Genomic DNA, 13,776 nt, shown 5'->3' with positions numbered 1-13,776 from the left:
TCGCGGATTGCAGTTGACAGCCTGCCGCCCTTCTGCACTTTTGTCTGACAATAGATAAAAAACAGGTACGTAGGACAGGCACGCAGGCACGACTTCATCCACAATCGGTATGACCAGCAACTCTCGGGAGGAGTATGACATGAAGAAACTGTTCGTTTTGGGCGCCCTCGCGGCGATGCTCGCCTCTGGCACGGCGCTTGCCGACACCAGCGGCAAGAAGATCGCATTCTCCAACAATTACGCCGGCAATTCGTGGCGGCAGGCGATGCTCGACAGCTACGGCATCGTCACCAAGAAGGCGGTCGGCGACAAGATCGTCGGCGCGGCCGACATCTTCACCACCGCCGACAAGGAAGTGCCGACGCAGGCGGCGCAGGTGCAGAACCTTATCCTGCAGGGCTATGACGCCATCGTCATCAACGCCGCCTCGCCGGATGCGCTGAACGGCGCCATCAAGCAGGCCTGCGACGCCGGTATCGTGGTCGTTTCCTTCGATGGCACCGTCACCGAACCTTGCGCCTACCGCGTCGTCGTCGACTTCAAGGACATGGGCAAGCAGGAAGTCGAGCAGATGGCGAAGTTCCAGCCGAAGGGCGGGAACCTGCTGGAAATCCGCGGCCTGGCCGGCACCTCGATCGACGATGCCATCCATGCCGGCATCCTCGAAGGCGTTGCCGCCCATCCCGAATTCAAGATCGTCGGCTCGGTGACCGGCGATTGGGACCAGACGACCGCGCAAAAGGCGGTCGCGACCATCCTGCCGTCGCTGCCTGACGTCGTAGGCATCGTCGACCAGGGTGGTGACGGCTATGGCGCAGCACAGGCCTTCGCCGCCGCCGGCAAGCCGCGCCCGACCATCATCATGGGCAACCGCCAGGACGAGTTGAAGTGGTGGAAGGAACAGAAGGACAAGGACGGCTATAAGACCTGGTCGGCGTCGATCGCACCTGGCGTGTCGTCGCTCGCCTTCTGGGTGGCGCAACAGGTGCTCGACGGCCGCAAGGACATTCCTCACGACCTGCTGGTGCCGTATCTGGCCTTCACCCAGGACGATTTCGAGGCAGCCCTGCCGAAGATCAAGGAAGGCGGCGTCGCCACGCACGAATACACGCAGGAAGACGCTCTGGCGGCGATCAAAGCCAACATCAAGTGAGTGTCACGACAGCGTTGCCCTTCGTACCATCGCACGGATAATCTCTAGGCATGCCTGAAGGGAACGCTGACATCATCGGACTGAGCGGCGCCGAAAAACATTTCGGCGCCGCCAATGTTGACATCATAAGACTTGACGGTGCCGAAAAGCATTTCGGCGCCGTCAGGGCGCTGGGCGGGGTGGATTTCCATGTCGGCCCCGGCGAATGCGTCGGCCTTGTCGGCCATAATGGTGCGGGCAAATCGACGCTGATGCACATGGTGGCGGGTACGCTCGCACCCGACAGCGGCAAGATCGGCGTGCATGGCGGCATCGAGGACAATTACTCGGTGTCGCGGGCGCAGAAACTCGGCATTCGGTGTGTCTTCCAGGAGCTGTCGCTGTGTCCCAACCTCAGCGTCGCCGAAAACACGCGCATCAATCACGCGGCGCTCTCGGGCCTCGGCTGGCGGCGCCGGGCGGCGACACTCATCACCGCCAAGCTGGACGAGATTTTTCCGGACCATGGCATCTCGGCCTGGGATATCGTCGGCGACCTGTCGATCGGCCGGCGCCAGATGGTCGAGGTGGCGCGCGCCTTCACGGTGACGCAGGACCGGCTCGACCTCGTCATCCTCGATGAGCCGACATCGTCGCTCGACGCGCATACGGCCGGTCAGCTGCTGGCTTTCGTGCGCCGCTTCGTCGCCGCCGGCAAAAGCTGCATCCTGATCTCGCATGTGCTGGGCGAGGTGCTCAGGAACGCCGACCGTATCGTGGTGATGCGCGACGGCAAGGTGGTCGTCGCTGACGCTGCAAACGCCTTCGACCGCGACCGGCTGGTGACGGCGATGGGCGGTGCGGAGGCCCATCGCGGAACAATGACCGAAACGACCAAGGCCGAGGCGGGTCCGTTGCGCGTCCGTGCACGCCCCGCCCGGCAGGCGGACGGCAAGGAACTGGTGGCGCGTGCGGGCGAGATCATCGGCCTGGCCGGCCTTGCCGGCCACGGCCAGACGGATCTCCTGCTGGCGATCTTTGCCGCAGCCCAGCGCATCAGGCCCGGCATCGAAGTGACCGCGCCGGTGGCCCTGGTCGCCGGCGACCGCCAGTCGGACGGCATCTTCCCGCAATGGTCGATCGCCGAGAATATCGGCATCCGCTCGCTGGCGCGGTTGCGCAACGGGCTGCTGATCTCGCCGCAGCGCGAGGCGGAACTCGCCGCGTTCTGGCAGCAGAAGATCGGCATCCGCACGCCCGACATGAACAACAACATCTTCTCGCTGTCGGGCGGCAACCAGCAGAAGGCTTTGTTTGCCCGCGCGCTCGGCTCCGATGCGGAAATCGTGCTGATGGACGATCCAATGCGTGGTGTCGATATCGGCACCAAGCTCGAAGTGTACGACCTCGTGCGCGAAGAGGCGCGAAATGGCCGCACCTTCCTCTGGTACACGACGGAAACAGAAGAGCTCGACAATTGCGACCACATCTATGTCTTCAAGAACGGCCGCATCGTCGCCAACCTCACCCGCGACGAGCTGACCGAAGAGAAGATCATCCAGTCCTCCTTCGGCGACGCGGCCTGAGATGACGGCGGCGAGTCTCGACACCACCGCCAAGACGTCGGCCGAGCGTGGCGCGCTGGCCCGCGCCCGCCTGCTGCGCGGGCTGCTGCCGGCGCTGTCGCTGGCGCTGGTACTGCTCGCGATTGCCTGGCTCAATCCACGCGCCATCAGCTATTTCGGCTTCAGCCTGATGCTGAACCTGGCGATCCCGATCGCGCTGGCGACGATCGCGCAGATGTTCGTCATCGCCGGCAATGAACTCGACCTGTCGATCGGCACCTTCGTCGGGTTCGTCGGCTGCGTCACCGCGACCTGGCTGAAGGACGCGCCGCTGATCGGTGTCGTCATCCTGCTCGGATCGATCGGCATCTATGCGCTGCTCGGCGCGCTGATCCATCTGCGCAATTTGCCGTCGATCGTGGTGACGCTCGGTATGAGCTTCGTCTGGCAGGGGCTGGCGATCCTCGTCCTGCCCAAACCCGGCGGCAAGGCGCCGGACTGGCTGCTGGCGATCATGTCGTTCAAGCCGCCCTTCATTCCCTTCCCGATCATCGCGGCGCTGCTGATCGGGCTCGTCGTCCATTTCGGCTTGATGCGCACCTCCTATGGCGTGATCCTGCGTGGCTCCGGCGGCAATCCGGCGGCGCTCAAGCGCGCCGGCTGGTCGCTGCTCAGAACCAAGATCGTGCTGTTTGCGCTGGCCGGGTTGTTCGGCGTGCTGTCCGGCATGGCGTTGATCGGCATCACCACCTCGGCCGATGCCAATATCGGCAATGGCTATACGCTGCTGGCGATCGCCGGCGTCATTCTCGGCGGCGGCGAGTTCGTCGGCGGCCGGGTTTCGCCGATCGGCGCGGTGATCGGCGCGCTGACGCTGGCGCTGGCCGCTTCGCCGCTGCTCACCTTCATGCACATCCCGCCGGACTGGCAGGTGGCGGCCAACGGCGCCATCCTGATCATCGTGCTGGCGGCGCGGGTGCTGATCAGCCGCAAGGAGAGGTGAGCGATGATCCTGGTGAAATCGCTGGCCGGCAAACCCTGGGTGTGGTCGTTCCTCGGTGCGCTGCTGGTGTGGCTGGCAACGATCGCCTTCACTGGCGGCTATGGCGCCGGCGGCATGGTCACGGCCGCCCTGTCACTCGCCGTGTTCACCGTCATCGTCGGCGTCGGCCAGATGTTCGTCATCACGCTCGGACCTGGCAATGTCGACCTGTCGCTGCCCGCCAATATCGGGCTTGCCAGCGCGGTTGCCATGAAGGTGATGGCTGGCAGCGATTCCATGATCGTCGTCGGTCTGCTGGCGGCGCTCGCCTGCGGCGCGGCGATCGGCGCGGTCAACTATCTCTTGATCTGGGCGCTGCGCATTCCACCGATCATCGCCACACTGTCGGCGAGCTTCATCATCCAGTCGATCGACATCAGCTATGGGCGCGGGCTGCAGATCAAGCCGCCGCCGGGCTTTGCCGATTTCACCAATTGGCAAATCCTGGGCGTGCCGGTGCTGGCGTTGCTGACCGTGCTGTTCACCATCGGGGCCGCCATCGCCATGCAACGCATGATCTATGGCCGCTCGGTGCTGGCGATCGGCCAGAACATCCGCGCCGCCTGGCTCGCCGGCGTCAATGTCGGCCGCATCCGCTTCCTCACCTATACGCTGTCGGGCGCGCTCGGCGGCATCGACGGCGCCCTGCTCGCCGGCTATTTCCGTGGCGCCAATGTCGATATCGGCAATGAATATCTGCTCGCCTCGATCGCTGTCGTCGTCATAGGCGGCACGTCGGTGGCCGGCGGCAAGGCCAACGTGCCGGGCGTGTGGGGCGCGGCGCTGTTCCTGGTGCTGCTGTTGACCATGCTCAACACATTCGGTGTCAGCGCCGGCGTGCGTCTGCTGTTGACCGGGCTGATCATTGTCGGGGTGATTACGGCGGCGGGTGGGGAAAAGGCGGTGCGTTGAGCCCGCGCCTTGTCATTCCGGGGCTTGCTGCGCCAATCCATGGCGTGATCCGTCGCCGGTCGCGGATCCGCTTACCCAGGCCAACTGTTGGGCCAGCCTGACAGCCGGTTTCCATTTGCGGCTCGGCCTAGTAAACCCTTGCGCGATCACAGTTGGCCTCGGGAGGGCTCCGCTTGTCCAATTCCGTCAGCGTCGCGAACGACAGTGGTGTCGCCATCGTCACCATCGACAATCCGCCGGTCAACGCGCTGAGCTTTCATGTCCGCGAGCCGTTGATGCAGGCGCTGGTTGCCTTGCGCGACGACGCTTCGGTGGCAGCCATCGTGATTGCCTGCGCCGGCCGGACCTTCGTCGCCGGCGCCGACATCACCGAATTCGGTAAGCCGGTGCTGCAGCCCGATCTGCGCGCCATCGTGGCGATGCTGGAGACCATCGCCAAACCGACAGTCGCCGCCATCCACGGCACCGCGCTCGGCGGCGGGCTGGAACTGGCGCTCGGCTGCCATTTCCGTGTTGCCGACGCCGGCGCCAAGCTCGGCCTGCCCGAGGTGAAGCTCGGCCTCCTGCCGGGTGGAGGTGGCACGGTGCGGCTGCCGCGCCTTGTCGGGGCGGTGAAGGCGTTGAGGATGATCGTTTCCGGCGCGCCAATCGGTGCTGCCGAGGCGCATGGGGCAGGCCTCGTCGACGCTGTCTTCGAAGGCGATCTGGTCACGCATTCGGTGAACTTTGCCCGGGAAATCGCCCGTAAGGGCGGCCCCTTCACGCCGGTACGCGATCGCAATGACGAGCTTGGGCAAACCGACCTCGCGGCCTTCGATACCGAGGCGGCGGACCTTACTAAGAAGGCGCGCGGGCTCGAAGCGCCGATCGCCTGTGCGCAAGCGGTGCGCAATGCCGTCACGCTGCCCTTCGACGAGGCGCTTGCCGCGGAGCGCGCGCTATTCGTGAAGCTGGTCGCCGGCGACCAGTCGCGGGCGCAGCGTCATCTGTTCTTCGCCGAACGTGAGGCGGCAAAGCTTCCAGGCAAGGACACGCCCAAGCGCAGGATCGGCCGTATCGGCGTCATCGGCGCTGGCACGATGGGCGGCGGCATCGCCATGGCCTTCGCCAATGGTGGTTTTCCGGTTACCTTGCTGGAAACCAGTGAGGAGGCGCTGCAACGCGGGCTGGGTACGATCGACAGGAACTATGCCGTCTCCGTTTCGCGCGGTTCCATGACGGAAGAGGCCAAGCGGCAGCGGCTTTCCCAGTTCAAGGGCTCCGCCGACTATGCTGATCTCGCCGAATGCGATCTCATCGTCGAGGCTGTGTTCGAGGACATGGCGGTGAAGAAGGAAGTGTTCGCCAAGCTGGATGCCGTCGCCAGGCCTGGCGCTATCCTCGCCACCAACACCTCCTATCTCGACATCAATGAAATCGCCGCCTCGATCTCGCGGCCGCAGGACGTGCTCGGCCTGCATTTCTTCTCGCCGGCCAATGTCATGAAGCTGCTGGAGATCGTGCGCGCCGACAAGACCGCGCCGGATGCGCTGGCGACCGCCGTCGACCTCGCGCGGCGGATCGGCAAGGTGGCCGTCGTCGTAGGTGTCTGCCACGGCTTCGTCGGCAACCGCATGCTGGCCGCGCGCGGTTCCGAATCCGAGGCGCTGCTTCTGGAGGGCGCGACACCCAGCGAGATCGACAAGGCCTTCACCGATTTCGGCTGGCCGATGGGGCCGTTCCAGATGGGCGATCTTGCCGGCCTCGACATTGGCTGGCGCAACCGCAAGGCGCGCGGGCTGACCGCGGTAATCGCCGATACGCTGTGCGAAGAGGGGCGCTTCGGCCAGAAGGCCGGCCGCGGCTTTTATCTCTACGAGGCCGGCGCACGGGCGGGCGTTGCCGATCCCGAGGTGGAGGCGTTGATCCGCGAAAGGGCGGCCGAGCGGGGCATCGCGCCGCGCGCGATTGATGCGAAGGAGATCATAGAGCGCACGCTCTATCCCCTGGTCAACGAGGGGGCGAAGATCCTCGAAGAAAAGATCGCGGCCCGTGCGTCCGATATCGACGTCGTCTGGGTCAATGGCTACGGCTTTCCCATCGGCAAGGGCGGGCCGATGTTCTGGGCCGGCCTCGAAGGCGCGGCCAGGATCGTCGAGCGGCTCGAGTACTGGCACCAGCAGACCGGCAAGGATGTGTTCAAGCCGGCACCGCTGCTGAAGCAGATGGCCGAGACCGGGTCCTGGGAGGCGGAGGCAACAGCCTGAACAATCGACCGCCGAGGTCGGTGACGATTATCGGATCCGCGCGTCGATGATCTCGACAAAGCGGGCGAACAGGCCGGCCCGCGGCCTGATCTCGAGCTTGCGGTAGATGTTGCGGCGGATGTGCCGCTCTCATTTTCACACGTGCTTGCGGCCGCCGGTCTCGCGGAACCAGCTGTCGGGATAGGGGTACCACCAGTTCTGGATCGCCGGTCTGTGGTCGATGATGACCATCTTGGAACGGCGGAAGGCGTCGAGCCCCTGGCGGCCGAGTTCACGGCCAAGGCCCGAGGCCTTCCAGCCGCCGAAGGGCAAGGCGTCATTGTCGATCAGCGGGTTGTTGACCCAGACCATGCCGGCCTCGAGCCGTTCGGCCGCCTCATGCGCTTCGGCGAGATCGGTGGTGAACACGGAGGCGCCGAGGCCGAACGGGCTGTCATTGGCCAATTTGATCGCTTCGTCGAAATCCTTCACGCGGCAGATGGCGGCGACCGGCCCGAAGCATTCCTCGCGCACGATCGCCATGTCCGGGGTGATGCCGGTCAGGATCGTTGGTTCATAGAACCAGCCGGTGTTGTGCGCCGGCGGGATGCGGCCGCCGGTGACGGCTTTGGCGCCGTTGCGAACGGCGTCGTCGACCAGCCGCATCACTTTCGCCCTTGCCGCTTCGCTGACCAGCGGGCCGATCTCGGTCTTGTCCATGCCATTGCCGATGCGCAGCGCCCGCGTCTTCTCGGCGAACAGTTCGACAAAGCGATCGTGAACCGAATCGACGACGAAGAATCGCTCGGCCGAGGTGCAGACCTGGCCTGTGAGGTGGAAGGCGGCCGTGACGCTGCCGGCCGCCGCCACGTCGAGCGGCGCGTGCTGGCTGATGATCAGCGGATCGCTGCCGCCGGCCTCGATGACGCAAGGCTTCATGCGTTCCGCGCAAGCCACGGCTACCACCTTGCCGGCGGCGACCGAGCCGGTGAAAGCGACCGCATGAGTGCGATCGGACGTGATCAAGGCTTGTGCCGTGGCGGCCCCACCGGGCAAGCAAGAGACGAGGCCCTCGGGCAGCGAGCGGAACACGGTCATGTAGTCGAGCGTCGACAGCGTCGTCGCCTCGGCCGGCTTGATGACGCAGGCATTGCCGGCGGCGAGCGACGCGGCGACGGTCCAACACATCAACAGGATCGGGAAGTTATAGGGCATGATGTGGACGGAGACGCCATAAGGCTCGTAGCGCGCATACTGGAATGAGCCCGCCTGCGTCGTGCCCGCGACCTTGCCGGCATCGTCGCGCGCCATCTCGGCATAGTAGCGGAAGATCGGCGCGCAGTTGGCGATCTCGCCGATCGCTTCGGGATAGGGCTTGCCCATCTCGCGCACCATCAGTTCGGCGCAGCGGGTGAAGTCGGCCGCCTCGATGGCGTTGGCCACGGCATGCAGGTGTTTTGCCCGGCTCTTGGCATCGAGTTTCTTCCACGCCGCCTGCGCCCTGGTCGCGGCGGTGAGCACGGCGTCGATCTCGCCGTCGCTGGCCGCCGCGATCGCGCCGACGGTTTCCAGCGTCGCCGGATCGATCACCGGTTTTGCGGCGCCGGCCATCGGCCGGTAATCCGGATTGACGAAGAAGGTCGGCCGGTCAGGGGAGAAATGCATTTTTGTCCTTCTCCACACGCGGAGCCTTTTTGAGGATTCGCCCGGCCGAGGCTCAGCGGATCATGTAGACCTTCTTGATGGTCTCATGGACGGTGCAGACGCCTTTCCAGTCCTGCGGAAAGAAGGCCGCCGTGTCCGGCTCGATTTCGATGACCTCGCCGGATTCATGGACATAGGTGCAGCGGCCTTCGAGGAAGTGGCAGAACTCGTCGCGGGTGACGTGGCAGTGCCATTTGCCTGGGGTGCAGACCCACAGCCCGCATTCCGAGCGCCCTTCCGGTCCCTTGTAGAGCAGCTTGCCCGAGGTATGGGACTGCCCCTCGATCATGGTGGGGATGATGCCCCAGTCGACGAGGTCGGCAATGGCGAGCGGCGATTGCATGATCGGCGTGGTCATATTGATTTTCCTTGAAATGAGCTCAGCGGCACATGAAGGCCTTGGTCAGCGTTTGCGTGATGATGGAGATGCCGGTCCAGCCGGCAGGAAAGAACACCAGCGTACCGGCGTCGATCGGAATCTGCTCGCCATTGTCGTGGACATAGCTGCCGTGACCCGACAGGAAGTGGCAGAATTCGTCGGCGGCGAAAGTGACCTTGCGGGTGCCAGGCGTGCAGGACCACAGGCCGCATTCGCTCGATCCGTCCGGATTTTGCGACAGGATCTTGCCGGAGGCGCGCGGCGCACCGGCCAGCGTATTGGAGCCGGCGCCCCAATCCTCCAGTTCCAAGCTCGCGGCGTCGGGCCAATGCGGTGTCGACATGTCTTGCTCCTATTCTTGCTTAAGCTTGATCTTGTCCGAAAACCGGCTTCCACTTTTCGGGATCATGCTACTCAGGCCAGCATGTAGACGTTGCGCATGGTCTCATGCACCGTGCACTCGCCCGTCCAGCCGGCCGGAAACATCACCACGGTCCCGGCCGAGACTTCTATCACCTCGCCGACATCCGACCGGTAGGTGGCGCGGCCGGCGACGAAATGGCACAATTCATCGCGCGGGATCGAGAGCCGCCAGCGGCCTGGCGTGCACACCCAGATGCCGGATTCCGGCTGGTTGTTCGGGCCTTTGTGGACCAGCCTGCCGGTGGAATGCGAGGCGCCTTCCAGCGCATCGGCCTGGACTCCCCAGTCGACGAGGTCGGTGCGGGTCGAGGCCTGGTAAAGGTGCGGGGCGGAAGAGGTCACAGCAGCGCCTCCAGCAGACCCGCCGCCTTTTCCGGGCCATTCTGCGCGTGCATCTGTGCCGATGTCTGGGCGAGCTTCGCCTTCATCCTGGGATCCGTCAGGCAGCCTTCGATCTTCGCCGTCAGCTCGGCATCGCTCCAGTCGTAGCGCGGCATGCCGAAGCCGTGGCCGGTTTCCTCGACGCGGGTGGCGTTGTCGTGGCCGTCCCAGACATAGGGCATGATGATGGCCGGCTTGCCGAAATAGAGGCACTCGGTGAACGAGTTGTTGCCGCCATGGTGGATGACGGCGTCGACCTGCGGGATGACCGAAGGCTGCGGGAACCAGCTGTCGACGATGACGTTGCCGGGCATGTCGGTGTACTGGTCCTTGTAGCCGCCGACATTGACCAGCGCGCGGTAACGCGTCTTGCCGAGCGTGGCGATGATGCGCTTCAAAAGGTCGACATCGCCCGCGCCCAGGCTGCCGAAGGAGACGTAGAGCAGCGGCCCGTCATTGTTTTTGGCGAAGGTCGGTACGGTGTAGGGTTTCTCCTGTCGCACGCAGCCTTCGAGATACTGGAATTGTCGGGGATCCAGCGGATGGCGGCGCTTGAATTTCGCCGCCTCGGGATAAAGCAGCAAATTGAGATAGGGCGAGGCCTCGAAGAACTGGCCGACCGGATAGGGCGCCTCGTCATTGGCCTTCAGGAAGGCGTTGAAGTCGTCATGGATCGGCTTGATCCCCGCGTTGAAATGGTCGCGGTAGCGTTGATGCCCGGCATGGTCGTTCTCGCTGCAACCCGACAGATGCGGCGGGATATCCTCGTCCTCGATCTCGTTTTCCGAGCAGGAGATGACGCGCACCCATGGCTTGCCGAACTGCTTGATCGCCGGGAACAGGATGACGTTGTCGACGCAGATGATATCCGGCTTGATGGCGGCCAGAACACGCGGCAGATCCTTCTGCGCCCATTTTGCGCTGTCGACGATCGCGGTCCAACAATCCTTGACGTAATTATCGACCTGGTCGTAGGGCGACTTACGAAAATTCGGGATGTGGCCGTTGATGAAATCCTCCCAGAATTTGGCCATCTGCTCGGGCGGCATCGGCTCGGAGAGGTTTACCGGATGCGCCTCGAAGCCGTAGCCCCTGTAGACCTCGACAAAGCCGGGATCGGACAGGAACACGGCCTTGTGGCCACGCGCCTCGACGGCTTGCGCGATGCCGACGGAATTGAGTGCCGGGCCGTAGGCTGCTTCGGGAAAGAACGCGATTGTCTTCTGCGCCATCAGGCTTCTCCTTCCAATCAATCTGCGAAAATTCTGACATCGGCGGCATCCCAGCCGAGTTCGACCTGGTCGCCTGATGCGACTGGCCGCCGGTCGGCGGCGTCCGCGGTCACGCGCACCAGGAATGGCTTTGGCGACAGCGGCGTGCGGATATGCAGCTGCAGGTCGAGCCCTTGATAGGCCAGCGCCTCGACCATGCCGGTCGTGCGGTTGGCGGTCTCATCAGATGGGAACAGCCGGATGCGCTCGGGCCGCACCGACGCCACGGCCGGTGCGCCCGATGTGAGCGCGGCGGGAACCTTGCCGGCGATGCGCGCGCCGTTCGCAGCCATCACGCCATCGGCTGATGCCTTGCCGGGGATAAAATTCATCACGCCGATGAAGTCGGCCACGAAGCGGTCGGCGGGATGTTCGTAGACCGCATGCGGGGTGTCGCATTGCAACAGCCTGCCGTCCTTCAGCACCGCCATGCGGTCGGCCATCACAAGCGATTCTTCCTGGTCGTGGGTGACGATGACGAAGGTGATGCCGACCTCGTGCTGCAGGCGCTTCAGCTCCAGTTGCATGGCGCCGCGCAGCTTCTTGTCGAGCGCGCCGAGCGGCTCGTCGAGGAGCAGCAGCCGCGGCCGCTTGACCAGGGCGCGGGCGAGCGCGACGCGCTGCTTCTGGCCGCCCGACAATTGCTCCGGTTTGCGGTCGGCGAAGGCGACGAGTTCGGTGGTCGCCAGGATGGCGTCGACACGCGAGCGGATTTCTTTCGCCGGCAAACGTTCCATTTCGAGGCCGTAGGACACGTTGGCTCGCACGCTCATATGCGGGAACAGCGCGTAGGACTGGAACATCAGGTTGACCGGCCGCTTGTTGGGCGGCGTCCTGGCGATATCCTTGCCGTCGAGCAAGATACGGCCGTCGGTTGGGGTCTCGAAACCGGCCAGCATGCGCAGCAGCGTGGTCTTGCCGCAGCCTGAGGGCCCAAGCAGAGCGAAGAATTCATTTTCGCGGATATCGAGCGAGATGGCGTCGACGGCGGTGACCCGGCCGAAATTCTTCGACACCTGATCGATGGCCAGCAGCGTGCGCGGTTCGCTCATTGGCCGATCATTCCCCGGTTGAGCCGCTGCGACAGGGTCAGCGCGGTGATGGACACCGCCATGACGATGGTCGCCAGCGCGTTGATTTCCGGCGTGATGCCGAAGCGGATCATGGCGTAGATCTGCATCGGCAGCGTGGTCGAGGCGCGGCCAGCGCCAGCGGTGAAGAAGGCGATGATGAACTCGTCGACCGACAGCGTGAAGGCAAGCAGGGCGCCGGCGATGACCGCCGGGGCGATGACCGGCAAGGTCACACGCCGGAAGGTGGTGAGCGCGGAGGCGCCGAGATCGGCGGAGGCCTCGACAATCGACCAGTCGAAACTCTTCAGCCTTGCGCGCACCACCGAGCAGACGAAGGCGAGGTTGAAGACGACATGGGCGAGGATGATGGTGTGCAGGCCCATGGTCAGGTTGATCATCGAGAAGAACGACAGCAACGCGATCGCCAGCACGATGTCCGGAATGATCATCGGCGCGAAAATCAGCGCTTCCAGGCCCTTGCCATATTGCCGGCGCATCTCGACGCCGATGGCCAACAGCGTGCCGAGCAGCGTGGCGATCGCCGTCGAGACCAATGCGACGATCAGCGTGTTGAGCGCGGACGACAGGATCGCGGAGTTGTGCGCCAGCGAGACATACCATTTCAGCGAAAAGCCCGACCACGCCGTCGGCAAGCCGCCTTCGTTGAAGGACAGCGCCACCAGCACGGCGATCGGTATGTAGAGAAAGGCGAAGACGAGGGTGAGCACAAGCCAGAGCGTGCGCCGCGTCGCTGGAGAGCGCTCAGCCATCGGCGCCTCCGTTCGCCTCGGTGACACGCCCCGAGGCCCGATTGGCAGCCATCGCCTGGGCCATCAGCACAAGCAGCGTGATGGCGATCAGCGCCATGGCGAGTGCGGCGCCGAACGGCCAGTCATTGGCGGTCAGGAACTGGTCGTAGACGAGATTGCCGATCATCTGGAAGCGGCCGCCGCCGAGCAGGGCGGGCGTGACGAAATTGCCGATCGACAGCACGAAGACGAAGACGGCGCCGGCGGCGATGCCGGGAACCGTCAGCGGCAGGATGACACGGCGGAATGTCGTGGCGGCGGAGGCGCCGAGGTCACGCGAGGCTTCGGCGAGTTCCGGGTTGAGCCGGGACAAAGGCGCGTAGCAGGCGAGAATGACGAAGGGCAGATAGTTGTAGACGAGGCCGGCGATGACCGCGCCTTCGGTATAGAGCATCGACGGCGGCTCGCCGGTGTAGCCGAACCAGCGCAGCAATTGCGTGATCAGGCCCTCGCGGTTGAGCAGCACGATCCAGGCATAGGTGCGGATCAAATAGTTGGACCAGAACGGCAGCACGGCGAAGAACAGGAAAATTGGCTGCCACCGGCGCGGGGCGGCCGCGATGGCGTAGGCGGCGGCATAACCGATCACCACCGCGAACAGCGTCGCGGTGCCGGCGATGCGCGCCGATTTGAGGAAGATGCCGGCATAGAGCGGGTCGAAGACCAGCCCGAAATTCTCCAGCGTGAAAGTATAGTCGATGCCGCCATAGATACCGCGCCGGAAGAAGGCGAGCGCCAGCACCAGCGCGCACGGCACCACCATCAGCGCGGTCAGCCAGACCAGCGCGGGCGCCATCAGCAGGGAGGAACGGAGTCGGGTTTGGGACAATTTCAGGGTACCGCTCAGGGCCGGCGGCAGA

The 13,776-nt window shown here is 64.6% G+C and carries 13 protein-coding genes; 5 read left to right on the top strand and 8 right to left on the bottom strand.

The features are described from left to right. Nucleotides 1-139: 139 nt before the first annotated feature. The 5 genes from A3AU_RS0112675 to A3AU_RS0112655 all read left to right on the top strand — a co-directional run bounded on the left by A3AU_RS0112675 (nt 140) and on the right by A3AU_RS0112655 (nt 6,897). The gene (locus A3AU_RS0112675) at nt 140-1,153 is read left to right on the top strand and encodes an ABC transporter substrate-binding protein (RefSeq protein ID WP_027053165.1); all 1,014 of its coding nucleotides are present in this window, start codon (nt 140-142) and stop codon (nt 1,151-1,153) included. A 50-nt stretch (nt 1,154-1,203) separates the two neighbouring features. Then, the gene (locus tag A3AU_RS0112670) at nt 1,204-2,718 is read left to right on the top strand and encodes a sugar ABC transporter ATP-binding protein (protein WP_027053164.1); all 1,515 of its coding nucleotides are present in this window, start codon (nt 1,204-1,206) and stop codon (nt 2,716-2,718) included. Nucleotide 2,719: 1 nt separating this feature from the next. Then, nucleotides 2,720-3,700, top strand: a complete 981-nt coding sequence (locus A3AU_RS0112665; RefSeq protein WP_027053163.1) for an ABC transporter permease — start codon at nt 2,720-2,722, stop codon at nt 3,698-3,700. Nucleotides 3,701-3,703: 3 nt separating this feature from the next. Continuing rightward, nucleotides 3,704-4,651 (top strand): ABC transporter permease, encoded by a 948-nt coding sequence (locus tag A3AU_RS0112660; RefSeq protein WP_027053162.1) that lies wholly within the window; start codon nt 3,704-3,706, stop codon nt 4,649-4,651. Nucleotides 4,652-4,824: 173 nt separating this feature from the next. After that, nucleotides 4,825-6,897 carry a 3-hydroxyacyl-CoA dehydrogenase NAD-binding domain-containing protein gene (locus tag A3AU_RS0112655; RefSeq protein ID WP_027053161.1) on the top strand — a complete coding sequence of 691 codons (2,073 nt, stop codon included), beginning with the start codon at nt 4,825-4,827 and terminating at the stop codon, nt 6,895-6,897. 135 nt (nt 6,898-7,032) lie between these two features. On the opposite strand, the gene A3AU_RS0112650 is transcribed toward A3AU_RS0112655, so the two are convergent. From A3AU_RS0112650 to A3AU_RS0112615, 8 genes are all read right to left on the bottom strand, one after another. Further along, nucleotides 7,033-8,541 (bottom strand): aldehyde dehydrogenase family protein, encoded by a 1,509-nt coding sequence (locus A3AU_RS0112650; RefSeq protein WP_027053160.1) that lies wholly within the window; start codon nt 8,539-8,541, stop codon nt 7,033-7,035. Nucleotides 8,542-8,593: 52 nt separating this feature from the next. Next, nucleotides 8,594-8,938 carry a cupin domain-containing protein gene (locus A3AU_RS0112645; RefSeq protein ID WP_027053159.1) on the bottom strand — a complete coding sequence of 115 codons (345 nt, stop codon included), beginning with the start codon at nt 8,936-8,938 and terminating at the stop codon, nt 8,594-8,596. A gap of 22 nt (nt 8,939-8,960) precedes the next feature. Then, nucleotides 8,961-9,302, bottom strand: a complete 342-nt coding sequence (locus A3AU_RS0112640; RefSeq protein WP_027053158.1) for a cupin domain-containing protein — start codon at nt 9,300-9,302, stop codon at nt 8,961-8,963. A 71-nt stretch (nt 9,303-9,373) separates the two neighbouring features. Beyond that, nucleotides 9,374-9,724, bottom strand: coding sequence for a cupin domain-containing protein (locus A3AU_RS0112635; protein ID WP_027053157.1), 351 nt, complete (start codon nt 9,722-9,724; stop codon nt 9,374-9,376). After that, entirely contained in the window at nt 9,721-10,995 is a 1,275-nt protein-coding gene (locus A3AU_RS0112630; RefSeq protein WP_027053156.1) for a glycosyltransferase, read from the bottom strand. Before A3AU_RS0112630 ends, A3AU_RS0112635 begins: the two co-directional genes overlap by 4 nt. A 17-nt stretch (nt 10,996-11,012) precedes the next feature. Continuing rightward, a complete protein-coding gene (locus tag A3AU_RS0112625; RefSeq protein ID WP_027053155.1) occupies nt 11,013-12,086 on the bottom strand; it encodes an ABC transporter ATP-binding protein in 1,074 nt (357 codons plus the stop codon). Next, nucleotides 12,083-12,877: an ABC transporter permease gene (locus A3AU_RS0112620; RefSeq protein ID WP_027053154.1), complete on the bottom strand. Its 795-nt coding sequence runs from the start codon at nt 12,875-12,877 to the stop codon at nt 12,083-12,085. The genes A3AU_RS0112625 and A3AU_RS0112620 overlap by 4 nt, the downstream gene beginning before the upstream one ends. Continuing rightward, nucleotides 12,870-13,712, bottom strand: coding sequence for an ABC transporter permease (locus A3AU_RS0112615; protein WP_032917272.1), 843 nt, complete (start codon nt 13,710-13,712; stop codon nt 12,870-12,872). The genes A3AU_RS0112620 and A3AU_RS0112615 overlap by 8 nt, the downstream gene beginning before the upstream one ends. Nucleotides 13,713-13,776: the final 64 nt, after the last annotated feature.

The organism is Mesorhizobium erdmanii USDA 3471 (assembly GCF_000472705.1).
Taxonomy (GTDB): Bacteria; Pseudomonadota; Alphaproteobacteria; order Rhizobiales; family Rhizobiaceae; genus Mesorhizobium; species Mesorhizobium erdmanii.
The sequence above is the reverse complement of the archived record's forward strand: the minus strand, read 5'-3'. Positions and strand labels throughout refer to the sequence as shown.